The organism is Chitinophaga sp. GbtcB8, assembly GCF_019091455.1.
Taxonomy (GTDB): Bacteria; Bacteroidota; Bacteroidia; order Chitinophagales; family Chitinophagaceae; genus Chitinophaga.
Map to the genome: position 1 here is coordinate 54469 of NZ_JAGXJN010000029.1, position 22939 is coordinate 77407.

The 22939-nt window shown below is 47.8% G+C and carries 22 protein-coding genes; 18 read left to right on the plus strand and 4 right to left on the minus strand.

The features are described 5' to 3' along the window. Positions 1-4 precede the first annotated feature (4 nt). Positions 5-1375 (minus strand): sigma-54 dependent transcriptional regulator, encoded by a 1371-nt coding sequence (locus KVT36_RS22280; protein ID WP_217605658.1) that lies wholly within the window; start codon positions 1373-1375, stop codon positions 5-7. A gap of 58 nt (positions 1376-1433) precedes the next feature. Continuing rightward, entirely contained in the window at positions 1434-1694 is a 261-nt protein-coding gene (locus KVT36_RS22285; protein WP_089915303.1) for an RNA-binding protein, read from the minus strand. Between the two features lie 380 nt (positions 1695-2074). Here KVT36_RS22285 and KVT36_RS22290 point away from each other — a divergent pair, with 380 nt between their 5' ends. Beyond that, on the plus strand, positions 2075-3169 hold the full coding sequence (locus KVT36_RS22290) for an AI-2E family transporter (RefSeq protein WP_217605659.1): 1095 nt from the start codon (positions 2075-2077) through the stop codon (positions 3167-3169). Position 3170: 1 nt separating this feature from the next. Here the strand turns inward: KVT36_RS22290 and KVT36_RS22295 are convergent, their stop codons facing one another. Further along, positions 3171-3587 (minus strand): secondary thiamine-phosphate synthase enzyme YjbQ, encoded by a 417-nt coding sequence (locus KVT36_RS22295; protein WP_368670041.1) that lies wholly within the window; start codon positions 3585-3587, stop codon positions 3171-3173. A gap of 189 nt (positions 3588-3776) precedes the next feature. Here KVT36_RS22295 and KVT36_RS22300 point away from each other — a divergent pair, with 189 nt between their 5' ends. The 3 genes from KVT36_RS22300 (at position 3777) to KVT36_RS22310 (ending at position 5419) form a co-directional block, all read left to right on the plus strand. Continuing rightward, positions 3777-4097, plus strand: a complete 321-nt coding sequence (locus tag KVT36_RS22300; RefSeq protein WP_217605661.1) for a hypothetical protein — start codon at positions 3777-3779, stop codon at positions 4095-4097. Between the two features lie 181 nt (positions 4098-4278). Further along, a complete protein-coding gene (locus KVT36_RS22305; protein ID WP_217605662.1) occupies positions 4279-4656 on the plus strand; it encodes a PleD family two-component system response regulator in 378 nt (125 codons plus the stop codon). A 61-nt stretch (positions 4657-4717) separates the two neighbouring features. After that, on the plus strand, positions 4718-5419 hold the full coding sequence (locus KVT36_RS22310) for a hypothetical protein (RefSeq protein ID WP_217605663.1): 702 nt from the start codon (positions 4718-4720) through the stop codon (positions 5417-5419). 5 nt (positions 5420-5424) lie between these two features. Here KVT36_RS22310 and KVT36_RS22315 read toward each other — a convergent pair whose 3' ends face one another. Beyond that, positions 5425-6834 carry a hypothetical protein gene (locus KVT36_RS22315; RefSeq protein WP_217605664.1) on the minus strand — a complete coding sequence of 470 codons (1410 nt, stop codon included), beginning with the start codon at positions 6832-6834 and terminating at the stop codon, positions 5425-5427. Positions 6835-6942: 108 nt separating this feature from the next. On the opposite strand from KVT36_RS22315, the gene KVT36_RS22320 reads away from it, so the two are divergent. The 14 genes from KVT36_RS22320 to KVT36_RS22385 all read left to right on the plus strand — a co-directional run bounded on the left by KVT36_RS22320 (position 6943) and on the right by KVT36_RS22385 (position 22932). After that, entirely contained in the window at positions 6943-7419 is a 477-nt protein-coding gene (locus KVT36_RS22320) for an ABC transporter permease (protein WP_217605665.1), read from the plus strand. Positions 7420-7432: 13 nt separating this feature from the next. Then, a complete protein-coding gene (locus tag KVT36_RS22325; RefSeq protein ID WP_217605666.1) occupies positions 7433-7606 on the plus strand; it encodes a hypothetical protein in 174 nt (57 codons plus the stop codon). A 210-nt stretch (positions 7607-7816) separates the two neighbouring features. Continuing rightward, entirely contained in the window at positions 7817-8227 is a 411-nt protein-coding gene (locus KVT36_RS22330) for a hypothetical protein (protein WP_217605667.1), read from the plus strand. Positions 8228-8321: 94 nt separating this feature from the next. Then, on the plus strand, positions 8322-10031 hold the full coding sequence (locus tag KVT36_RS22335) for an arylsulfatase (protein ID WP_254640142.1): 1710 nt from the start codon (positions 8322-8324) through the stop codon (positions 10029-10031). 45 nt (positions 10032-10076) lie between these two features. Next, on the plus strand, positions 10077-12569 hold the full coding sequence (locus KVT36_RS22340; RefSeq protein WP_254640143.1) for a glutaminase family protein: 2493 nt from the start codon (positions 10077-10079) through the stop codon (positions 12567-12569). 170 nt (positions 12570-12739) lie between these two features. Next, a complete protein-coding gene (locus KVT36_RS22345) occupies positions 12740-13234 on the plus strand; it encodes a VOC family protein (RefSeq protein WP_217605668.1) in 495 nt (164 codons plus the stop codon). A gap of 240 nt (positions 13235-13474) precedes the next feature. Further along, positions 13475-14716, plus strand: coding sequence for an acyltransferase (locus KVT36_RS22350; RefSeq protein ID WP_217605669.1), 1242 nt, complete (start codon positions 13475-13477; stop codon positions 14714-14716). Positions 14717-14749: 33 nt separating this feature from the next. After that, positions 14750-15514 carry a polysaccharide biosynthesis/export family protein gene (locus KVT36_RS22355; RefSeq protein ID WP_217605670.1) on the plus strand — a complete coding sequence of 255 codons (765 nt, stop codon included), beginning with the start codon at positions 14750-14752 and terminating at the stop codon, positions 15512-15514. A gap of 9 nt (positions 15515-15523) precedes the next feature. Beyond that, positions 15524-17884, plus strand: a complete 2361-nt coding sequence (locus KVT36_RS22360) for a polysaccharide biosynthesis tyrosine autokinase (protein ID WP_217605671.1) — start codon at positions 15524-15526, stop codon at positions 17882-17884. Beyond that, on the plus strand, positions 17877-19223 hold the full coding sequence (locus KVT36_RS22365) for a flippase (RefSeq protein WP_217605672.1): 1347 nt from the start codon (positions 17877-17879) through the stop codon (positions 19221-19223). Before KVT36_RS22360 ends, KVT36_RS22365 begins: the two co-directional genes overlap by 8 nt. Continuing rightward, positions 19216-19908 carry an FkbM family methyltransferase gene (locus KVT36_RS22370; protein WP_217605673.1) on the plus strand — a complete coding sequence of 231 codons (693 nt, stop codon included), beginning with the start codon at positions 19216-19218 and terminating at the stop codon, positions 19906-19908. Before KVT36_RS22365 ends, KVT36_RS22370 begins: the two co-directional genes overlap by 8 nt. Continuing rightward, positions 19908-20558, plus strand: coding sequence for a methyltransferase domain-containing protein (locus KVT36_RS22375; protein ID WP_254640144.1), 651 nt, complete (start codon positions 19908-19910; stop codon positions 20556-20558). The genes KVT36_RS22370 and KVT36_RS22375 overlap by 1 nt, the downstream gene beginning before the upstream one ends. Beyond that, positions 20558-21463 carry a hypothetical protein gene (locus KVT36_RS22380; RefSeq protein WP_217605674.1) on the plus strand — a complete coding sequence of 302 codons (906 nt, stop codon included), beginning with the start codon at positions 20558-20560 and terminating at the stop codon, positions 21461-21463. The genes KVT36_RS22375 and KVT36_RS22380 overlap by 1 nt, the downstream gene beginning before the upstream one ends. Before the next feature lie 23 nt (positions 21464-21486). Next, a complete protein-coding gene (locus KVT36_RS22385) occupies positions 21487-22932 on the plus strand; it encodes a hypothetical protein (protein WP_217605675.1) in 1446 nt (481 codons plus the stop codon). Positions 22933-22939 lie beyond the last annotated feature (7 nt).

Sequence of the window (22939 nt, forward strand, 5' to 3'; positions counted from 1 at the left end):
TCCGCTAACTCAGCGTATCAGGCAGTTGAAGTTTATCACACAACGTTTTGCGGTCTAAATGCAGCGCTCCTGCTGCTTTTGTTTTATTATTCCCGGCCGGTTTTTTAGTGACCATAATTTTCGGGAGTGTTGTTTTCCCGGCTTTTATCTTCAGGTGGTTCCTTGTGGCCGGCGACCTATGCGGGGCCATCGTTACAGGGTTATAGGCATTAATGATCTCTTCAGGTAAAGAGGTTATATCACATTCCGGTACATCGGTAGTTAACAGGCATGCTTTCCGGATCACATTTTTCAATTCCCGGATATTGCCCGGCCATGAATAGTTACGCAGGCATGCCAGCGACTGTGCTGAAAAATGGCCCGTTTCTTTACCTAATGTTATTGCGGTATCGCGCATAAAGGTGGCTATAAATAAAGGCAGGTCTTCCAGGCGGGAACGCAGGGAGGGTACAGAAACGCTGAATTCATTCAGCCGGTAAAACAGATCCAGCCGGAATGCACCCCGCGCTACAGCAACAGCCGGGTTTTCATTGGAGGCTGCCAGCAATCTGATATCTACCGGTATTTCTTTCAGGCTGCCCACCTTCCTTACTACCCGCTCCTGTATCACCCGTAATAAAGCGGTTTGAATAGAATAGCTAAGATTGGTGATCTCATCCAGGAACAGGGAGCCGCCCTGCGCCAGCTCAAAAGCGCCTTTCCGTTCCGTAGCAGCGCCGGTAAAAGCGCCTCTTTCATGACCAAAAAGCTCGCTGGACGCCAGCTCGTCAGAAAGGGATCCGCAGTCAAGGGCAATAAAAGGCTGGTGCGCCCGCTTGCTTTGCAGGTGTATGAGCCTGGCCACTGCCTCTTTACCGGTACCCGTTTCTCCAAGAATAATAATACTATAGTTGGTCGGGGCTACCATGGCTATCTGGTGATATAGCTCTTTGGAAACAGGGCTTTCCCCATACACGTACTGGTCATTATGGTTAAGGGAAAGAGGGCGCTCATGCTTTAAAGGATACCTGGTATCATTTATGATCTTACCGGTCAGCGCCAGCACTGCTGCAACGCTGAAGGGTTTTAACAGGTAATCATAAGCGCCCTCTTTGATCATCCGTATAGCCACCCGCACATTGGGATATGCCGACATGATGACCACTGCAGTATGCGGATGCAGCTTATGAATACTATTCATCAGCATACCACCATTCAGCTCTTTATCTTTAAGCTGGTAGTCACAGAATATAATATCATACGCTGTTTCTTTCAGCATTCGCAGACCGGTACTGCCGGATAAGGCCGTATCTACCGTAAATCCCTGCTTCCTCAGGATTTTTCTTAACAGCATGCAAATACCAATCTCATTATCTACTATCAGGATGTTGCTCATATGTTAAGTTTAGTCTAAGGAAGACAGTACGGTATGTCAGTTACCCGGCACAGGGCTTTTAGTAAGCCTGGCGGTCCGTACGCTGGCGGGCCTCGGTAATAGAAATACCTTTGCCATCCATGTTTTTGCCATCCAGTTCCTTCATAGCTTTTTCAGCTTCTGCCTGCTGCGGCATCTCTACAAATGCAAAACCGCGTGAAGTGCCGGTGGCCCTGTCCATAATTATTTTGCAGGAAGCCACCTGTCCATAAGCAGTAAATTCTTTCTTCAAATTGTCTTCTGTAACGTTCGACATTAAATTAGATACGTATAAGTTCATAATAAATAAATTAAAAAATTAGTAAAACAGCTGCCAGGGGCTTATGATAAAGCCCCTTTAAAAGCGCAATCTTATAGTTGTAGGTTTAAATAATTGCATGATAATATGACCAGGAACAACATGGAAAATTCGATGATAAGACTGCCAGGAAGAGTGGGGACGCTGGAAAGCAGAATAGAAAAGAATTTGGTGTGTATTCCCTTAGGGCCTAAAGGTACCGATAATAAGTGTTAAGTAGCTCACAACGACATAAATAAAAACCGCGGGGGTATTATACCCCGCATTTGTGCATTCGGGAATATGCGTTACATTAGTAAGAGATCATTTGATATTACGGTACCGTTTACATCCCCTAATTTCCTGGATATTAAATCAAACTTATGCGTATCTCTAATCCACGCACGCCGCGTAGTATTATTGAAACTGTACTGGTGCTTTTATTACTGCTGGCATTATTGTATGCACTGTATGAGGTGCTGCAGGTGTTCTTTGGAGTGTTCACTTTTGCGCTGATCTTTTTTGTGTCGTTTGAAGCGCCTTTTGAATGGCTGGCCCGGGTGCTGGGAAACCGGCGTAAGCTGGCCGCTGTCATTTATTCCATTGTGCTCATTGTTATTGTGGCGCTGCCCCTAGTATACCTCATTGCATCTTTAGGCAGGCATGTAAAAGAAGGCTTACGCATTATCACAGATATACAGACAAACGGGTTGCCGGCCCTGCCGGACAATATTGCGCAGCTGCCGCTGGTCGGGGAGGCCATCAGCGCTTTCTGGCAGCATTTGCAGGACAATCCCCGGGAAACGCTGGCCGGTTATGAGCAACAGCTGCGGCTGGCGCTGCGCCATGTTCTGTTGGGCGGGGCCGGCATTTTAGGTACTGCGCTGCAATTTATACTGGGTATTATTATTTCCGCTTTTTTGCTGGTAAGCCGGGAGCAGGTATTGCAGCCCGTTAAAACTACCCTGCAGCACCTGCTGGGCAGGCGGGATGGTTTAACCATGATGGAAGCTACCTCGCATGCCATCAAAGGAGTGTCTATCGGGGTAATGGGCACTGCGTTCATTGCTACCGCTGTTTCCTGGATAGGGTTTACTATTGCCGGTTTGCACTTTAAGCTGGCCTTGTCTGCGCTGGTATTTTTTCTGGTATTGATACAGGTAGGCCCGCTGATAGTATGGCTGCCGCTGATCGTATGGATGGCAGCGCAGGGGCATACCGGTATGGCCATATTCCTGGCCATCTATGCAGCTTTTTTACTGGTAATTGATGGCATCCTAAAACCCATCCTCATTGCCAAAAGCGGTGGTAAGCTGCCCTTCCTGGTATTGTTCCTGGGCGTAATAGGCGGGCTGGCAGCCTGGGGTTTTACGGGAATGTTCAAAGGCGCTATTATACTGGCGGTGTTTTATACCATCTTTACCTCCTGGCTGCAAAGAAGGCGCGAGCCTGCCAGCACCGGCACGGTAAGCGGCTGAATTATGCTCCCCAGGCCGTAATAACTATTCTTCTTCTGCCGCCGTGGTTGCGGTGCTCGCATAAATAGACCCCCTGCCAGGTACCCAGCGCAAAGCGCCCGTTACGTATAGGGATCATTACGGAGCTGCCCAGCAGGGCTGCTTTCAGGTGGGCAGGCATATCGTCCGGGCCTTCGTCATTATGCAAAAAATCAGGATCGTTTTCCGGAACTGCTTTATTAAAGTAGGTTTCAAAATCTTTCCGTACAGTAGGGTCTGCATTTTCATTCAGGGTGAGCGATGCAGAAGTATGTTGTATGAAAACCTGGCAAATGCCCGCCTGAAGCGTGCTGATCTCCGGTATGGCACGCGCGATCTCCGGGGTGATAAGATGAAAACCCCGGGGCCTTGCACTTAATTCCAGTGTTTGCTGATACATTTTCATGGCGTTGAAATTAGTCCAAATTTATGGGTATTTACAGGCGGCACTTTTGTTGCAGCAGGGGGATTTTGAATATTTTATGAATATTTCCTTATTTTGAGAGCCCGTTGGAAACAGACTATGAGCAATTGGAAGATTTTTCATAACTATATTTTACTATCAGCCTTTGCATTCAAAATACTGATAATGGGGACGTTCCTTACCCTGGCGTCTCACAATATCTGTTGGGCGAATGCGATGAATGAAGATGTGAACTGGAGCCGGCTGGTCATCAAACAACGGAAAAGGAACGATGAGCCGGTGCATCCTATGACCTCTCATAAGCGCGAAGCAGCCACTGAAGGTAACCGGCACGCTTTTACCAGGAAACTGTTTTTATTACCCCTCATTTTCTTTCTGACAGGCATTACGGTCTGTTCTGTTTTATCCCTCGATTCCTTTCTCACTTTAACACACCGCTACAAACCGGAGAAGATCTTTCTACGCCATTGCTCCCTGCTTAGATGATACGCCCGCTGTACATTTAATTGTTTGGATACTGACAGATACACAGGGATCTGGCTGTGGCAGCCATTATTTTATACGTTACAACACCAGGCCTTTGCCAGCAAGTCTTTACCGGTATACCTGCCGGTAATATGCATCATTAGGGGGGATTTATATTCGATAACTATCTGGGATTACTGCAATGGAAAAAACTATATTAATTATAGAGCGGAATACTGAAACGGTTTTCTTTTACAGGAAATTATTGCCGGACCACGGCTATGCAATAGAACATGTATCATCCGATAGCCAGTTATTAAAATACGATTTTCCTATACCGGACCTGTTCATCATCCATAGCCGTTTCCTGACATTAAATGAGTGTGAGATCTGCCAGCACCTTAAGAACGGCCCGCTCACAAAAGACGTTCCGGTGATCATTATTTCCGGTACGCGTAATATGGACGTGATGGCCAAACAATGCGGCGCAACCGCTTTGGTGGAAAAGCCGTTCACCTCTGCCAACCTGCTGGCGGTTATTAAAAGCTGCCTGGGGGAAACAGGCGGCCAGCAGTTATAGCTATTTTTGACTACAGGTTAGGACATCTTATTTTCGTATATTCATTTGCAAATTCACGTTCATGAAAATATTTGCAAAAACAGGTATGCTGTTTATGCTGTTCCTGTTGGGTATACAACAGTTAAAAGCACAATCAGCAGAAGGGGCCTGGCAGGTGAAAACAGATTCTACTACCACCATCATGCTGGTTACCCCCGACTATTTTACTATTACCACCTACACACCCGCTGCTTTTATATCTACCATGGGCGGCACCTGGCAGGGTACCACTGAGGGCAATGCCACTACTACAATAGAATTTAACTCTGCAGATAAGGCGCAGGTAGGACAGCACCCGGATGCTGCAGCTGCTTTTGAGGGCGATCAGCTAGCCCTTACCCTGGGCGGCAAAAAGCTTGTCTTTACCAGGGTGGATGATGGTGTTGCAGCACTGGCCGGCCGCTGGCAGATCACGGCCCGCGAAGCCAATGGCAAAATGAACAATATGCCATCCGGCGCACGCAAAACCATTAAAATATTAACCGGCAGCAAATTCCAGTGGGTGGCCATTAATACGGAAACCGGCGAGTTCTTTGGCACCGGCGGCGGTAGCTACACGTTTGAAAATAACGAGTATACGGAGAAGATAGAATACTTCTCACGGGATAATAACCGGGTAGGGGCTTCGCTTAGCTTTAAAGGCAGTGTGAATGGTAATAAATGGGAACATAGCGGTAAAAGCTCTGACGGCAAACCGCTGCATGAGGAGTGGAGCCGGAAATAGATTAATCACTTTTTTTGTTGAGCAAATAACCAATCCCACAGGCCGGGTGTTATCTCTACCTGGTAGCCAATATTATGTCCTTCATGTGCGTATTCCGTATACTTAGGTCTTCCGCCGGCTTTTCTGATAGCCGCGATCATATCCCGGGATCCTTTTACGGGAACATTTCTGTCCTTTGCACCGTGAAAAGCCCAAACCGCTACCGCTGCAGCTCTTGGAGCAAGCAAGGGATTGCCTCCCCCGCAAATGGGTATAGCCGCTGCAAACAGGTCCGGGCGTATGCATATGAAATTCCATGTGCCATATCCTCCCCTGGAAATTCCTGTTACATAACGTCTTTTGGGGTCTATCTTATACTGTTCATCCAACGATGTTATGGCTTCATATACAAGAGAATCCACTGACGGATAACCCGGGATCCCTCCCCATCCTGAACCTGGCGGGCAATTAGGCACAAAGAGAAATGCAGGATATTTTTTCCGGTTGGTATCACTTGATAATAGCTGGGCTGCTCCTGCTCCCTCTATTTGCCTGATGGTATCTGTTCCCGGCTGCCCACCATAAGGCAGGGATATAACCAGCGGGTATTTCCCGGAGGTATCATAACCAAGCGGTTTTAACAGGCGATAGCGTAATGTATCTCCATGATGGTTAATAAAGATCCGGGCTTCGAACAACTCCGCCAGCTCCCTGGTTTTTTTAAAGTTGTAATTGGCCCAGTGTATAGATGAACCAGCTTCTTCCAAAAGCAATATGCTAAGTGGTAATGCTACTAACCAGCTAAGTATAGCAGCTATCCTGAAAACTTTTTCCTTTATTGTTATGGAGGGCAATGCAGTTCCTACCTCCTGAATCGTGCTTCGTTCCTTCAGGAAATGCAGGATGAGTAATACAGGTACCACACCGTTAGCCAGGTAGCTCCATTGGGTAATACGTTCTGATGTATTACTACTCAGTTTTGTGATCCAGAGAAAGGCAAAGACAAGAACAAGTCCATTGAAGAATATAAAAATACCCGCTGCTTTTAGCCAGAATTGCTTCCGGGCCTGTGAAAATATAAGGGCTGTCCCATATATAATACTAACGCCTAGCAGTATGTAAGACATGGGTATAACATATTGTATCAGGCTTCCCCAGGCAAGCGCTGAATACACGACAATGCCATAACAGAGTGTTGAAAGGGCCAGAGCAATACCAGTGCAAAAGGCAAACCAGTAATGCCGGCTGCGATAGTAGCTTAATATTAACACCGCTTCAATAAGCGTAATAATATCCATTGCCAGAAAGCTGCTTTTAAATAGTTCCAGTCTAAATATCTGGTTACCAACCATAAAACGCACAATACCCTGTAGCAGCGCTATTAATGCGGATAGTGATAACAGGTAAATTAAGAGGGTATAAAGTTTCCTGGACATAACTAATGCTTTGCGCTGTACAAATTACAGCAATATCTGTTATGTTCACCAACGTACACCGGTTGTATCATAACCGGACGTTTTCATCGTTCCTTCCCATATAAATTATTGATTGCTAACCGTTATGACATAACCGGTAAAGATAAGATAGCCACCTCCAAAGAGGATCCGGTAGGCAAAAAAATTAAAATGAATGTGCAGGAAAGTTATAGTGTGGACGGCTCTTTTATGGTCACAGGTGTTTTTAAGAACCTGCCAGCCAATGCTACTATAGCTCCTGTCAATGGATCTGGTAAGGATCTGAACGATAAAATATTCATTCATTCCAATGCAGTAAGTCCGGAATATCTTTCCACCATGCATATGCAGCTGGTTAGCGGAAGGGACTTTTACAGCGATGGCCGTTCTGTTAACAAGGAAATTATCATCAATGAAAGCCTGGCAAAAATAATGGATAAGGAAGGGCAGCCCGGCGGTATGCTGCAGGTAGATACAACGCACTTGCAGGTAGCAGGGGTGATCAAAGATTTTGTATATAACGATATGTATGGCGCCAGTATGCCGGCATTATTTGTATGTACCTAATGCTGCCACTTTAATGACTATACGTTTTAAGCCCGGCATCAGCCAAACCAAAGCACTGGAAAAAGTAGCGGCTGTTATCCAGGCCAATAACCCCGGTTTTCCATTTGAGTTCCGGTTTGTGGATGATGATTTTAATAAGCCGTTCATTACAGAAACGCTGATAGGCAAGCTGGCTGCAGCATTATGAATACCGCACGGTTTTCCCTGGTGGGTCTATGTGCTGGCCGGTATAGCTGCATTAATGATCACGCTCATCACTGTAAGCCTGCAGGCTTACAAAGCAGCATTGGCCAACCCGCTAAAGAGTTTAAAAATAGAGTAAGCTTACTTTCTTTATACAAAGAGGCCGCTCCCCGATGGCCTCTTTATAATAGAATAATTGCTTATCATTGTAAATATGAAATTACTACTCACTATTATATTAAGCGTACTATGTTCGCCCTTGTTTGCCCAGGTGCCGGATAGCTGTGGTATAAACAATGACGCCCGCCTTACGGCCATAGAAGCTACTTTTCTGAATACTTACTATGCTGGCATACGCAAAAATTTTGATTTCACTGACAAGAAGATCCTTTTTGTAACCGGTACCGCCGCCACCCGGATCACTGGTAAAACTGCATACTTTAAGAGCATCCGGTCCAACTGGAATCCCGCTACCAATCCTGTAGGCGGTTCCGGTGTAGATCCGTTAACGGTATCAGAAAAAAAACGTTCCAACGGATATGATGCCGTTGTGTACTATTGGGTAAAGCTGATACCACCCAGGGGCAAACAAAAGATCATTGAACAAGCCGCAGCAGGCTTATAATTATACATCCTCAATTCCCCATCCATCATCCTGCTTCCTGCCTTCATACCGGAGATTATGACTTATTGTGCAAACGCTCTATATTCGTTTTACTATGCGAGCGAAAAAAACACCCGTTTATACCTGCATGTTGCTGGGCATAACATCATTGCTAACACTCAGTGCTTTTAAAAAAGGCCCGCGCCCACCCAAAGCCCAACGGCCCAACATTGTGGTGATCCTGGCCGATGATATGGGTTTTTCAGACCTGGGCTGTTATGGTGGGGAAATTCACACGCCTAATATCGACTTCCTGGCCCATAACGGTCTCCGTTATACGCAATTTTATAATACCTCCCGTTGCTGCCCTACCAGGGCCTCCCTGCTTACTGGTTTATACAACCAGCAGGCAGGCATTGGTAAAATGACGGATGCGGAGGATGAACCAGGTTACCTGGGCCACCTCACAGATAGCGCAGTAACCCTGGCGGAAGTATTAAAGTCAGCAGGCTACCACACCGCTATGTCGGGCAAGTGGCATGTGTCCAACACCAACGGGCAGGCCACTCCGCAGGAGCAGCTGAACTGGCTCAATCACCACAAATTTTATAATGAGTTTTCGCCCATCAGCCAATACCCTACCAGCAGGGGTTTTGAAAAGTTCTTCGGCACTATCTGGGGTGTGGTGGATTTCTTTGATCCTTTTAGCCTGGTAAGCGGCACCACACCTATCAAAGACGTACCCGCCAATTATTACCATACAGATGCAATTAATGATACGGCCGTAGCTTACATTAACGGTTATGCAGGGTCAGACAAACCTTTCTTTTTATACGTAGCGGAAAATGCGCCGCACTGGCCTTTGCATGCGCTGCCGGAAGATATTGCCCAATATAAGAACACCTACAAGGCCGGCTGGGAAGCCATCCGCGAAGCGCGGTATAAACAAATGGTGAAAATGGGACTTATAGACCCGGCAAAAACCAAACTTTCCCGCCGCTGGAAAGCAGACCTGGAATGGAAGAACAACCCGGATACCGTATGGGATGCTGCCGCCATGGCCGTGCATGCCGCTATGATAGACCGGATGGACCAGGGCATTGGCCGCATTATTAATGCCCTGAAAAAGAACGGGCAGCTGGATAATACATTGATCTTATTCCTGTCTGACAATGGCGCGAGCCCGGAGAATTGTGCCGCCTACGGCCCCGGGTTTGACCGGCCCAATGAAACCCGCGACGGGCGCGAAATTGTATATGCCACTAAAAAGCAGGCCATGCCCGGCCCGGAAACCACTTACTCCTCTATTGGGCAGCGCTGGGCCAATGTAGCCAATACGCCCTACCAGTATTGGAAGGCAGAATCTTATGAAGGCGGTATTCACACCCCCATGATCGCGTTCTGGCCCAAAGGTATTACCGCTAAAAAAGGAAGTTTTAACGGCCACGTAGGGCATGTTATGGATTTCATGCGTACCTTTATCGATTTAGCAGGTGCGGAATACCCGGAAGTGTACAACGGCCGCCCGGTGCAGCCTACCACTGGTATTAGCCTGGTGCCCTCTTTCAGCAACCTGCAAACACCAGGTCATGAAGCGTTGTTCAATGAACATTTTGGCGCCCGCTATGCAAGGCAGGGCACGTGGAAGCTGGTATCTTTAAGCAACGACAGTACCTGGCATTTGTATAACCTGGCCACTGACAGAACAGAAACCATGGATCTGGCAGCGCAGTACCCCGCTAAGGTACAAGAGCTGCAAACCCTGTGGCAGCAGTGGGCCAGCACACATAAGGTATTTCCGAAGCCCGGTAAAAAACAAAAGTAGACGAACCACATTGTTTACATAAAAAGCGCAAATAACTTCACGCTCATGAATGGACTGTTTAAAAGGATCTGTACCCATGGTATGTTATCCGTAATGGCAATTGGAACCAATCTTTACGCGCAGGAAAAAATGCCTGCCTATCCGTTGATCACGCACAACCCGTATTTCAGTATCTGGTCCAACACAGATACGCTCACCTCATCCGCTACCCGGCACTGGACCGGTAAGGAACAGGCTTTACTGGGCATCCTGAAAGTAGATGGGGATTATTACCGTTTTATGGGGCAAACCACGCCTGAATACAAAGCAGTATTACCGGCCGGTGATGAGCAGGCCTACAGCTGTAAGTACCTGATGGAAACCGCGCCGGCAGCAGGCTGGGAAAAGGCAAAGTTTAATGATAATGCCTGGAAGACCGGCGCAGCCCCCTTTGGCGACGACCGCGCTAAAGCAGGCACCAAATGGACCGGCAAAGACATCTGGATGCGCCGCAAATTTAAGCTGGCAAGTGTACCCACCGGCAAGCTGGCCCTGCGCCTGTTTCATGACGATGGTGCAGAAGTGTACCTGAACGGGCAAAAGATCACAGAACAGGGCGGCGCTAATGGCGATTATGAATTGATACCGCTGTCAGATGACATCCGCTCAAAGCTGGTAGCAGGGGAGAATGTGCTGGCCGTGCATTGTAACAACACCGGCGGCGGCACCTGGATAGATGCCGGTATAACAGAGCAGCTGGTGAATAACAGCGAAGCCGGTTTAAAAGTAGCATCGCAAACCAATCTAAAGGTAACGGCTACACAAACTATGTACAGCTTTACCTGCGGACCGGTGAACCTGGAAGTGACCTTTACCTCCCCGCTGGTGCTTACTGACCTCGCGCTGCTGGCTACACCGGTATCCTACATTACGTATAAAGCTACATCTGCTGATGGAAAGCCCCATAACGTAATCGTTTACCAGGGGGTATCATCCAACGTAGCAGTGAACCAGCCTACACAGGAAGTACATGCATCCGCCTACCTGAAGAACGGCCAGCAGGTGCTGCGGGCCGGTACTACAGAGCAGCCGGTGCTGCAAAAGAAAGGGGATAACCTGCGTATAGACTGGGGTTATGTATATGCAGCCGCACCAGCGCCCACCGGCATACAGCAGTATATTACCACAGAAGCAAACGCCATCAGCGCTTTTATGCAAGGGCAAAAAGGCGATACCGGTGTTACCGGCAAATCGCTGATGCTGAACAGCATTATTTCCCTTGGCAGCGTAAGCAGCACACCGCAGTCTAAATACCTGATGATAGGGTATGATGATATTTATTCCATTCAATACTTTGGCACCAACCTGCGTCCCTGGTGGCGTAATACGGCCGGTGCAACCATAGAAGGCATCCTGGAAAATGCCGCCAACAACTATGAGCCGGTAATGGCCGTATGCGGTAAAACAGATCAGCAGATCTATGCAGATGGTGTTAGGTCAGGTGGTGAAGATTATGCTAAGCTGTGCGTAATGGCTTACCGCCAGAGCATAGCCGCCCACCAGCTGGTGAAAAGCCCGGAGGGCGAGCTGTTGTGGCTTTCCAAAGAGAACTTCAGCAATGGCTCTATTAATACGGTAGATGTAACGTACCCTTCCGCACCTTTATACCTGGCCTATAACCCCCAGCTGTTAAAAGGTATGCTGAATGGTATCTTCTATTACAGTGAAAGCGGTAAATGGCAAAAACCTTTTGCAGCGCATGACCTGGGCACCTATCCGCTGGCTAATGGCCAAACCTACGGGGAGGATATGCCGGTGGAAGAATGCGGTAACATGATCATCCTCACCGCTGCCATCGTAAAAGCAGAGAAGAACCCGGCCTATGCTAAAAAGCATTGGAAAACGCTCACCATCTGGACAGACTACCTGGCGCAGGCCGGTTTTGATCCCGGTAACCAGCTGTGTACCGATGATTTTGCAGGCCACCTGGCGCACAACGCTAACCTGTCTGTAAAAGCTATTGTAGCTATTGGCGCTTATGCGCAGATGGCGGAGCAGCTGGGCAAGCCCGTTACTGCTATTGGTAAGGCCGCCATCAAGTATAAAGCAATGGCAGCTGATATGGCGCAGAAATGGGTAGCTAAAGATGATGCAGGCGACCACTACGCCCTGGTGTTTGATGATAAAAATACCTGGAGCCAGAAGTACAACATGGTATGGGATAAAGTGCTGCACTTAAACCTGTTCCCGCAAAAGGTATACGATACGGAAATAAAATATTACCTGTCGCACCAGAATGAATATGGCCTGCCGCTGGATAGCCGCAAAACCAACACTAAATCCGACTGGATCCTGTGGACCGCTGCCATGACGGATAACAAGAGCGATTTTGACGCTCTGCTGGCGCCTGTTTATAAATACGCAAAGGAAACGCCTTCCCGCGTGCCCTTATCTGACTGGCATGAAACCAAAGATGGTAAAATGGTAGGCTTCCAGGCCCGTAGCGTAGTAGGCGGTTATTATATGAAAACGCTGCGCGATAAAATGAGGAACAACTAAGTATATTATTAGGATCATATCATATAAAGGGCTGCTCTGCACAGGGCAGCCCTTTATTTTTTGGGGGATGACGCTTTTCCCCCTTTAATATGTCGCTTTCACACACGCTGGTTTAACACACAGCCACCTACCTTTGAAGTAATAAAAGCAACAACAAAAAATTTCATTTTATGGCAAACAAAATAGTAGCACAAAAGATCGGACCCTGCTTATGGTTCGGTGGGAACGCAGAAAAAGCCGTTCAATTTTATACCGGTGTTTTTAAGAACTCCAAAACAGGCCGTGTTACGCATTACGGCAAATCGGATGATGAGCATAGCCTGCCGGAAGGTACGGTGCTGACCATGGAGTTTGAGCTGGATGGACAGCCCTTTTTAGCATTGAATGCAGGCCCGGTCTTTACGTTCAACGAAGCCGTTTCCTTTGTGGTGTATTGCGATGACCAGAAGGAATTGGATTATTACTGGGAAAAACTTTCAGCCGGTGGTGATGAAAAGTCACAGATCTGCGGCTGGCTTAAAGACCAGTTTGGCTTATCCTGGCAGATAGTGCCGCGGGTGCTGGCCGATCTGCTGGCAGGCCCTAAAGCAGATAAGGTAATGGCCGCAGTAATGAAAATGAAAAAGCTGGATATTAAAGCGCTGGAAGCAGCCGCTGCTAAGTAGCTCATCTATCGAAAACAAATATCATTCATAATACAGGGTGTGTCCGTATAAGGGTACACCCTGTTTTTTATTTGTACGCATTCGATTGTTGTTTATGGTTGAATACGGTTACCATTTTATTTATTTCAAATCACTCCATCCATTTTATTCATTCCTGCTACAGTTTTGTTATCACTTTGTTATTATATCTAAATTGGCTGCTATTGAACGAACGCCCTAAATACGGTTTCGCAGATCCATATGATGAAAACGCTAAGCCTGCACCCCGGAAAAACGCAGCCTGCATACCTTTACACACTGGACACTATCCGAGCTGTCTCTGCCTTTATAGTAATATTTGCTCATTGGCAATTCTTTTATTATACGAATGATGTATATACAAAGGACGGATATGATCCCGCAGCTTTACCCGGGTATCAAAGGTTATCGCTTATTTATGACCATCCAATGGTGGTGGTGGATCTTTTCTTCCTGTTATCAGGGTTTATATTCTTCTGGCTGTATGCGGAAAGGGTTAGCAGCGGTAAGATAGGATTTGGCAAGTTCATGTGGTACCGCATTACCCGTCTGTATCCTATTCAGTTTGTCAGCTTGCTGCTGGTAGCCCTGCTGCAATATCTCATGCTGCGTAATGCAGGGCATTACTTTATTATTCAGTATAATGATGTATACCATTTCTTCCTGAACCTTTTGTTTATTCAGAACTGGGGCCTGGAAAAAGGTCCTTCTTTTAACGGCCCTTCCTGGTCCGCTTCAGTAGAGGTATTCCTCTATATCATCTTTTTTATCACCTGCCGTTTGCATTTACAGCGCAGGCTGGGTGTACTGGCATTGCTGCTGCCGGCCGGTTTGCTGGTATATTGTTTTTATGATCTGCTGGGCAAAGGTATTTTTTCTTTCTTCGAAGGTGCGCTGGTGTATTATGCCTACAAGTGGATTGTGGAAGAAAACAGGATCCGGCAGCTGCTGCCGTGGATAGCCGCCATAACTATATTATTATTTGCAGGATTAGTGGTGACCGGTAATTTTTCTTCCCTTTCGCAAATAGTAATACGCCTGTTGCAACAGATAGCCCCCGGCCGTGATGAAGTTTTCTATCTTTCTGCACCTGTTATAGCAGGCCGGGTTTTTTTCCGCAGCATCATAGCCCCCCTCATTATATTAACCCTGGTGTTGTGGGGCACCAACAGCAGTGGGTCCGGTAAAAGATGGTCATGGCTGGGCAATAGCAGCTACGCCATGTACTTACTGCACTTTCCCCTGCAAATAACCTTTGTGCTCATCACGGACTACTATGGTATCAGCCGGACCGTCTACCACTCTCCATACACTATACTGTTATTTTTTACCATACTGTTGCCCTTAAGCGTTGCCGCACACTATGGTTTTGAATATCCTGTTCAGGAAAAACTGAGGAGCCGGCTTTTCAGAAAGGCAAAACAACCCATTAGCATAGCAGAACCAGCGATCATAAGCCAATAATACCAACTTTAACAGCATTTGATAGATTAATCTATGAGATTACAACTGAACATGGCACTGGCTATATTATGTATTGTAATATTGTCCGCCTGTAGTACAAACAGGAAGCTTACCTATTTTAATGACATTGCAGCCGCCACGGGAACCGATGCTGCAAGCCGCCTGCCGCAATTACGCATACAACCCGGCGATGTTTTACAGATCACCATTACAACGTATGATAAAGAGGTATCCATGCTGCTGAACCCTAACCAGGTAAGCACGCCCGGTATTTCCGGCAATGGTATGGAACAGGGGTACCTGGTAGATAGTGCTGGTAATATCAGCTTACCCATGGCCGGTAAGCTGAATGTGCAGGGTAAAACCACTGCCGAAATTAATGACCAGGTAGCACGGGAGCTGGAAAAAACAATTAAGAACGCCTATGTATCTACCCGGCTGGTTAATTTCCAGGTGTCGGTGCTGGGCGATGTGGCCCGTCCCGGTTCCTTCAGGATAGGCGCTGAACGGGCCTCTGTACTGGATGCGCTGAGCATGGCCGGCGATCTGAATGTTACCGCCAAAAGGGACGATATCATGATCATACGGGAAGTGAATGGCATAAAAAATTATACCTCCATTAATCTGAATGATAGCAAAATGCTTTCCTCACCTTATTACTACCTGGTTAATAATGATGTGATCTATGTAAAGCCCGGCCCCGGCAAGCTGTTTCCCACGTCTAAGCTCCTGCAGCTTTTGCCGGCTATTCTCTCCACTATTTCATTGATCACCACTATTGTTATTCTCAGTAAATGATGCCACCTTATGAATGAAAAGAACACACATAACAAACCCGCCGTTATTGACCTGAACGATCTGTTCCGGAAAATAGTTTTTCACTGGCCGCTCTACCTGATGGTGCTGCTGCTGGCAGTTGGCGGCGCCTTCTTATATCTTAAATACAAAAAGCCGCTGTATATGTCGGCCGCTAAGCTGTACCTGAAAGATGAGAAGAAAACAGGCGGGGAAGAGGCGGATATCCTGAAGTCATTATCGCTCTTTAACAGTGGTAAGAATATTGAAAATGAAATGGAGGTGCTTAAATCACCCATCCTGCTGGAAACAACCATCAGCAAGAACCATTTTAATATCCGGTATTATGCAAAAGGTACGGTACGGAATGAGGAGCTGTATCATAATACACCCCTCATCATCCGGGTGCTGAGCGATAGTGCAAAGGTGGGCTACTATAAATTTGACGTAACACCTGAGAACGGGCAGCTGAAAATAAAGGCCAGCATGCCGGACCATGATTCCAGTGTACAGCTGAAGGTGTTTCCCGGGGAGCCCTTTAGGGTGATGAAAGACCGTTTTGCCATTAGCTACGGCCCCGCAGCAACTGCTGCAGACCTTACAGGCACCTACCGCATACGGGTAGATTCTGTGATAGAGCAGGCCTACGATATAGCGGAAGATATCAGCACCGCATTGGTGAACAGGGATGCTACCATTGTGCTGATCACTTATAAAGACCCGGTGCCGGAAAGAACAGCGGATTTCCTGAATGCGCTGCTGGATAACTATAACGATTATACGCTGGACGATAAGAACCGGGTATCCTATAAAACCATTAACTTCCTTAATGGCCGCATAGATTCACTCAAAGAGGAGCTGGGACTGCTGGAAAAACAGGAAGAGCAGTTTAAGGTACAAAGAGGTATCACGGATATTGATGAAGGCGCCAAGCTGGCGCTGGAGCAGGTAAAGGAAGCAGATCTGAAGCTGAATGAGGCTAACCTGCAGCTCTCCGTATTTGACCAGGTAGAAAACTATGTAAGCAATCCCTCCGGCGATTATCCTTTTGCGCCGGTAGGCAATGTGGATCAAACGCTCACGGCCCTTATCAACCGTTATGAAGAAACACTGAAAGAACATAAAAGATTATCCTTAACCCTGCAGCCCAGCAGCGAGATCCTGCAGAATGTGGATGCGCAGATCAGCGACGCACGTAAAACCATCCGCGAATATATTGCCGGTTACCGCCGCACCGCAGGCGTAGTACAGCAGCAAACACAAAGCAAGGTAAACCAGCTGCAGGGCCGCATTGCCAGCATACCCGCCTACGCCAGGGAATACATTAATATAAAACGGCAGCAAAGCGTAAAGGAAAACCTGTATCTGCACCTGCTGAAGAAAAAAGAGGAAGCAGCCGTGGCCAGTGCCAGCAATGTAACAGATAATAAGACCATTTCACCGGCCTATGTGCCTGATAAGCCGGTAGCGCCCCGCAAGCCCCTGGTGTTTATAGGATTTATAGCCGGCGCGCTGGTGCTTGCCAGCGCATACATTTACATCAAGTATTTCCTGAACCCGCGCGTGCTCAGCAAAAAGGAAATAGAGCAGGTATTTAATATGCCGGTAGTAGCAGAAATTTTCCGGCATGAGGAAGGCGTCAGGAACCTTTCCTTAGGTAACCGCTCTATATTGCGGGAGCAGATCCTGAACCTGCGCACCAATATCAAATTCCTCCTTACGGAACATACGGGTACCGCCACCATTTTACTCACCTCCAGCATCTCCGGTGAGGGCAAAACTTTTTTGTCGGCCCACCTGGCCAGCACCCTCACGGTAAACAATAAAAGCGTGGTGCTGGTAGAGCTGGACCTGCGTAAGCCCAAGCTGTCCAAGTTCCTGGGCATGGACCATAACACCGGCATCACCAACTATATACTGGGTACTGAAACGGAGGATGAAATTATCCGCAGCGTGCCCGGCGTACCGCGCCTGTTCATTGTATCATCCGGCCCCATTCCGCCCAATCCCATTGAGCTCATGGAAGGGCAGCGCATGAGCAATTTGCTGACTTCCTTAAAGGAAAAGTTTGATTATGTAATTATTGATACCTCGCCTATCGGCATTGTATCAGATGCAAAAAGCATCCTGGCGCATATTGACTGCTCCCTGTTTGTGGTGCGGTATAACTATACCCTTAAATCCAAGCTGGTAGCAGTGGAGGAAGGATTGCCGGAAGAGTTTTTCCGGAAAACGGGCATTGTCTTTAACGGTATAGAGCAGGATACTTTTTACCCGTACTACTATTACTACCAATACCGGTATGAGGAAACAAAACGGGAAAGAAATACCTGGGGTTCATTCATTAAAAAAACAGCCAAAAGAATTGCATAAGGTATTTGAAAATAGCGCCTGGTTAATGATCGATAAGGTCAGCAAGCTGTTTCCCGGTATTCTGATAATGGCGGTTATAGCCCGTCATTTGGGGCCGGAGCAGTTTGGCATATGGAACTATGCTATTGCCCTTACCACTATTGTAGGCAGCATGGCTTTGCTGGGTATGGATAAAATTGCAGTAAAGGAGCTGGTGGAGCATGAGCAGGAGCAGCCGGCAACGGTGGCTACGGCTATTAGCATGCGTGTGGCAGCCGCATTGGTTTGTATGGCCATTAGCACCGGTATTGTGATCCTTACCCGCCCGCAGCAGCAGCTGTACCTGTATTGCACCCTGTTTGCAGCAGCTACCATAGTATTACAGTCTGCTGATGTGCTGGATTATTTCTACCAGGTGAAGAACGATGTAAAGAAGGTGATCATTCCCAAAGTGAGCGTGTTCCTGTTTTTTTGCGTGGTAAAGATGCTGGTTGTTTTTTTCAGCGGTACGCTTATCACCTTATTATGGGTTACGCTGCTGGAATCACTGGTAACCTTCCTGGTAGTGATCATTGTATACAGCTATAACCAGGTACCTCTATCTGTGCTGAATGTACAGCCTTACCGGGCAGGCCGCTTACTTACGCAAAGCTGGCCCCTGGTATTTTCCAGCCTGCTGGTAATGCTGTTCGTAAAGGTAGATCTGTTGCTGCTGGATATGCTGGGCAGCGCTGCCCAGCTGGGAGCCTATGTGGTAGCAGCGCGCATTTCCGAATTATGGTATGCCATTCCCACTGTATTTGCTACCGCCATGCTGCCCACGCTCATGCGGCAAAAACAGCTCAGCAGGGAAGCTTACCTGGAGGTGCTGCAGAAATGGCTGCGTTTATCTTTCTGGTCATCCCTGGTCATTGCCGTATTGGTCACCTTATCCGCACATATCATTATTCCGCTGTTGTATGGCGCTAAATACCTGTCTGCATCCCCCATCCTCATGATCCATACCTGGGCCGGCATACCGGTGTTCCTTAGTGTAGCTTTTGTGCAGTACCTGATCATTGAAGGGAAGTATAAAATATACCTGTACAGCAATATCAGCGGCCTGGTGGTAAATGTGGGGCTTAACCTGCTGCTCATTCCATCCTTTGGCGGTATAGGAGCGGCAGTAGCTACCGTAGCCGCCTATACGTCGGTATACGCTACCATGGTGGTGCTGGACAAAAGCGGGCAGGGATGGCTGCTTTTAGGAAAAGTGATGGCGCCGTCACTGGTCCGTAATGATCTGCGGCAGGCATATAACAGGCTGAAAATTTTTACAGGCAGGCGCTTGTATCCCGAAAATATAGCAACGAATGACTAACCTCAAAAATATACTGAGCAATACAGCCGGACGGTTATTTCCGCAGCTGCGTTATGGTGTAAGGGCCTTTAGCTCCGAAGGGGAGGACCTTATCCTGAAAAGGATCTTTCACCAGCAGGCAGAAGGTGTGTATGTGGATGTAGGCGCGCATCATCCCTTTCGTTTTTCCAACACCTACCTGTTCTACAAAATGAAGTGGCGGGGCATTAATATTGATCCCATGCCAGGTTCCAGGGCCTTGTTTGATAAATACCGCCCGCTGGATACTAACCTGGAAATGGGCGTATCTGCACAACGGCAGTCGCTCACGTATTCCATTTTTAATGAACCGGCCCTGAGCACTTTTTCCTGTGAAAAGGTGAGGGAATACACGCAGGACCCGCAGTACCACGTAATAGGACAGCAGCAGATAGAAACCTGGCCCCTGGCCGATATCCTGGACCGTTACCTGAACGGCAGCCCCACCATCGACTTCCTGACCATTGATGCGGAAGGGCTGGATATGGAAGTGCTGCAATCCAATAACTGGAAAAAATACCGCCCGCGTTACGTGCTGGTAGAGTCGCAGCCTTTTGAGCTTTCACGTATTGATGATAGTGAATTGTGCCGGTTTATGGAGCAGGTAGGCTACCGCATTTTTGCCAAAACCTATTACACTTACTTCTTTAAAAATATGCAACCGTAATGATGAATGGCAACCGGTTATATGTACAATATGGCAGTGGCCCTTATACTGCACCAGCCGGCTGGAAGAATTTTGACGCTTCCCCAACGCTGCGGCTGCAGCAGCTGCCGGTAATTGGTAAGCTGCTTAAAAAAAGGATGCACGTAGCCTTTCACCCTGATGCGCTGCTGGGCGATATCCTGAAAGGGCTGCCCGGCATTCCGGAAAACTCCTGCGATGGTGTTTACTGCTGTCATGTGCTGGAGCACCTGTCCTACGCAGACTGCATTACCGCTGTACGCAACACCTACCATATCCTTAAGCCCGGCGGCATTTTCCGCTGTGTGCTGCCGGACCTGGAATGCGCTGCCCGCCGGTATATAGATAACCTGCAGGGGAATGACCGCGAAGCCAATGTGAAGTTTATGGAAGAAACATTGCTGGGCAGGCAGCAACGCGTGCGCGGTATGCGCCAGTTAATACAAACAGCCTTTGGTAATAAAGAGCATCAGTACATGTGGGACCATGTATCCCTCACACACCAGCTGCAGCAGGCCGGCTTCCGGCAGGTGCGCAGGTGCGCGTTTAATGATGCGGCAGATGAAATGTTTAAGCGGGTAGAAGAAGAAATAAGATTTCAAAACGCTGTTGCATTGGAGGCAACCAAATAATGTTAAGCACCCCCATTCTGTTACTGGTATTTAACCGCCCCCTGCAAACTATGCAGGTGTTTGAGCAGATCCGGCTGCAACGGCCGCAGTGTTTGTTCATAGCGGCAGATGGGCCCCGTGCAGGTAAACCGGGAGAGGAAGCGCTGTGCACGGAAACGCGTGACAGGCTGCTGGCAGGTATAGACTGGCCCTGCGAGCTGCAAACCCTGTTCCGCCCCGCTAACCTGGGTTGCGCAAAAAATGTTAGCAGCGCCATTGACTGGTTCTTTGGCCAGGTGGAGGAAGGGATTATACTGGAAGATGACTGCCTGCCGGATCCTACCTTTTTTACATTCTGCACCGTTATGCTGCAACGGTACCGTAACAACAGCAATATCATGCATATCAATGGCGGCAATTTCCAGGCAGGCATACAGCGGGGTAATGCCAGCTATTATTTTTCCCGTTACTCCCACATTTGGGGATGGGCCACCTGGCGAAGGGCCTGGCAGTACTATGATTTTACATTACAGGCTTACCGGCATGCCCCTTTAAATGGGCTTAACCGCTGGCTGTTGGCTGAGCTGGAAGCCATGCGCAGTAAAAAATTAGATACCTGGGATATACAGTGGTTTATGACCGTATGGTTTAACCGCGGCCTGGCCATTACGCCCAATGTCTGCCTGGTCAGGAATACCGGGTTTGGGAAAGATGCTACGCATACCAGGCGCGCCCCGGGCTGGTTCCGCAAAATAGTGTATGGCGCTGTTACAGATATCATACATCCGCAGGCGCAGGTAATAGATGCGGAGGCCGATCATTACACGGCCAGCACCGTATTCCATATCAACCGGCTTACCATGCGTATTAAAAAAATAGTGAAGGGCAATACATTGTTGTATGGGTTATACAAACGCATTTCATAATCCGCTAAAAGCAAGCAACATATATGCAGGGCATTTATAGCAGGTTACAAAGCAGTAGTTTCTTCGTGGAGTGTTTCCGGGAAAGCATGCCTTTGCTCATTGCAGCGGTGTTGTTGTATTTGTATTACAAACGGCGGATCTCTATTATAGATACCCTGTTGTACGCCTTTGCTTCAGAAGCGTACACCATACTGGCCATAGGACCCACATTCACCGCTACCTTTTTTGTTAGCACCTTTATTTTTATTGACCAGGCGCACCGGCTGTTTACCGGCGGGCAGCACATCCGCAGGGAATATTTGCTGCTGTTATTACTGCCGTTACTATCGCATATAACGGTATTCCTGATCACACAGCTGTACAAAGATCCTTTTAATTATCCCGGTGGCAGGTATTATGCTTTTTATACCAAGCCGCTTTATTTCTACATTAAAACCTACCTGCCGCTGTTTGCGATCGGCAGCAGAATAGTACAGGAAAGAACCCCTTTATCCTGGGATGCGTTCTGTGAAACCGTGAAACGCATTACAAAGATCTCCCTGTGCATAGCCGGTCTCCAGATCTTTATACAGCTCACTTTCCAGAATGTAGCGTTAAGTGAAATACTGGGGCTGCAAAGCCGCTACCTGGCAGAGCAGATCAGCGGCCCCCTGGGATTGCGGGTACAGGCCTGGTTTGGTGAGCCCAAAGTATTCAGCGCATTTTTATCCCTGGCCATCCCCATTTTGTTAAAGGACAAAGACTATAAGATTGCGGGCGCCGCCTTTGTGGTAGGCATTCTTACGGCTTCCCAAACCTTTTATATTAACCTGCTGGTAGCAGGGGTAGTATTTGTAATATTCGGCCGGCTCAATGGGGTACGGCTCAAAATACTGTGCACACTGGGCCTTATCATAGGCATTTTTATGACGGTGGCCGCTTCAAAAGATTACCTGCTCAAAACTTATATGGCCAATCGTAACGATCCCGTGTATAAAGCGCTTTTTGAAAGATCGGCCTACCGTTACGATAATGAAATATGGCAGAAGAACAATATTGTACTGGGCATGCCGCTGCAGCGGGATATGGAATTACCGGTAGTGGATTTCCTGCGCGATGAGCCCTACCTGCTGTTATCAGGTTATGGGGCCGGCAACAGCACCTTTATCCCGCCTTCTTACTTTTTCGGGCAGCCGCTCTATGAATTCCGGGTAGCAGGCGTAGGCGGGCATAATCTGAATATGCGCTGGTTTTTTATACTGGCCGAATTTGGCGGGGTAGCGCTCGTCTTTTTCTTCCTGGTGCTTACCCGCGTTGGCAGTGGTGTATTGCTTTTCCAGCGCAGCTATTTTGCCTTTGTAGCCGTCTGTTTTTTCTTTAGCCAGATAGATCTGATTATGATCATAGTAGCCATGTTAGGTGCTTATGGTACAGCGCCTGCACAGGAGCCGCTATACGAAAAAGATATACGCTTAGCCTGGGGGCGTTAAGCACAGG

Excerpts from the sequence above, each read along its gene's own strand:
- KVT36_RS22280 (WP_217605658.1), bottom strand. The coding sequence starts at position 1,375 with ATGAGCAACATCCTGATAGTAGATAATGAGATTGGTATTTGCATGCTG.
- KVT36_RS22285 (WP_089915303.1), bottom strand. The coding sequence starts at position 1,694 with ATGAACTTATACGTATCTAATTTAATGTCGAACGTTACAGAAGACAAT.
- KVT36_RS22290 (WP_217605659.1), top strand. The coding sequence starts at position 2,075 with ATGCGTATCTCTAATCCACGCACGCCGCGTAGTATTATTGAAACTGTA.
- KVT36_RS22295 (WP_368670041.1), bottom strand. The coding sequence starts at position 3,587 with ATGTATCAGCAAACACTGGAATTAAGTGCAAGGCCCCGGGGTTTTCAT.
- KVT36_RS22300 (WP_217605661.1), top strand. The coding sequence starts at position 3,777 with ATGGGGACGTTCCTTACCCTGGCGTCTCACAATATCTGTTGGGCGAAT.
- KVT36_RS22305 (WP_217605662.1), top strand. The coding sequence starts at position 4,279 with ATGGAAAAAACTATATTAATTATAGAGCGGAATACTGAAACGGTTTTC.
- KVT36_RS22310 (WP_217605663.1), top strand. The coding sequence starts at position 4,718 with ATGAAAATATTTGCAAAAACAGGTATGCTGTTTATGCTGTTCCTGTTG.
- KVT36_RS22315 (WP_217605664.1), bottom strand. The coding sequence starts at position 6,834 with ATGTCCAGGAAACTTTATACCCTCTTAATTTACCTGTTATCACTATCC.
- KVT36_RS22325 (WP_217605666.1), top strand. The coding sequence starts at position 7,433 with ATGACTATACGTTTTAAGCCCGGCATCAGCCAAACCAAAGCACTGGAA.
- KVT36_RS22330 (WP_217605667.1), top strand. The coding sequence starts at position 7,817 with ATGAAATTACTACTCACTATTATATTAAGCGTACTATGTTCGCCCTTG.
- KVT36_RS22335 (WP_254640142.1), top strand. The coding sequence starts at position 8,322 with ATGCGAGCGAAAAAAACACCCGTTTATACCTGCATGTTGCTGGGCATA.
- KVT36_RS22340 (WP_254640143.1), top strand. The coding sequence starts at position 10,077 with ATGAATGGACTGTTTAAAAGGATCTGTACCCATGGTATGTTATCCGTA.
- KVT36_RS22345 (WP_217605668.1), top strand. The coding sequence starts at position 12,740 with ATGGCAAACAAAATAGTAGCACAAAAGATCGGACCCTGCTTATGGTTC.
- KVT36_RS22350 (WP_217605669.1), top strand. The coding sequence starts at position 13,475 with ATGATGAAAACGCTAAGCCTGCACCCCGGAAAAACGCAGCCTGCATAC.
- KVT36_RS22355 (WP_217605670.1), top strand. The coding sequence starts at position 14,750 with ATGAGATTACAACTGAACATGGCACTGGCTATATTATGTATTGTAATA.
- KVT36_RS22360 (WP_217605671.1), top strand. The coding sequence starts at position 15,524 with ATGAATGAAAAGAACACACATAACAAACCCGCCGTTATTGACCTGAAC.
- KVT36_RS22370 (WP_217605673.1), top strand. The coding sequence starts at position 19,216 with ATGACTAACCTCAAAAATATACTGAGCAATACAGCCGGACGGTTATTT.
- KVT36_RS22375 (WP_254640144.1), top strand. The coding sequence starts at position 19,908 with ATGATGAATGGCAACCGGTTATATGTACAATATGGCAGTGGCCCTTAT.
- KVT36_RS22380 (WP_217605674.1), top strand. The coding sequence starts at position 20,558 with ATGTTAAGCACCCCCATTCTGTTACTGGTATTTAACCGCCCCCTGCAA.
- KVT36_RS22385 (WP_217605675.1), top strand. The coding sequence starts at position 21,487 with ATGCAGGGCATTTATAGCAGGTTACAAAGCAGTAGTTTCTTCGTGGAG.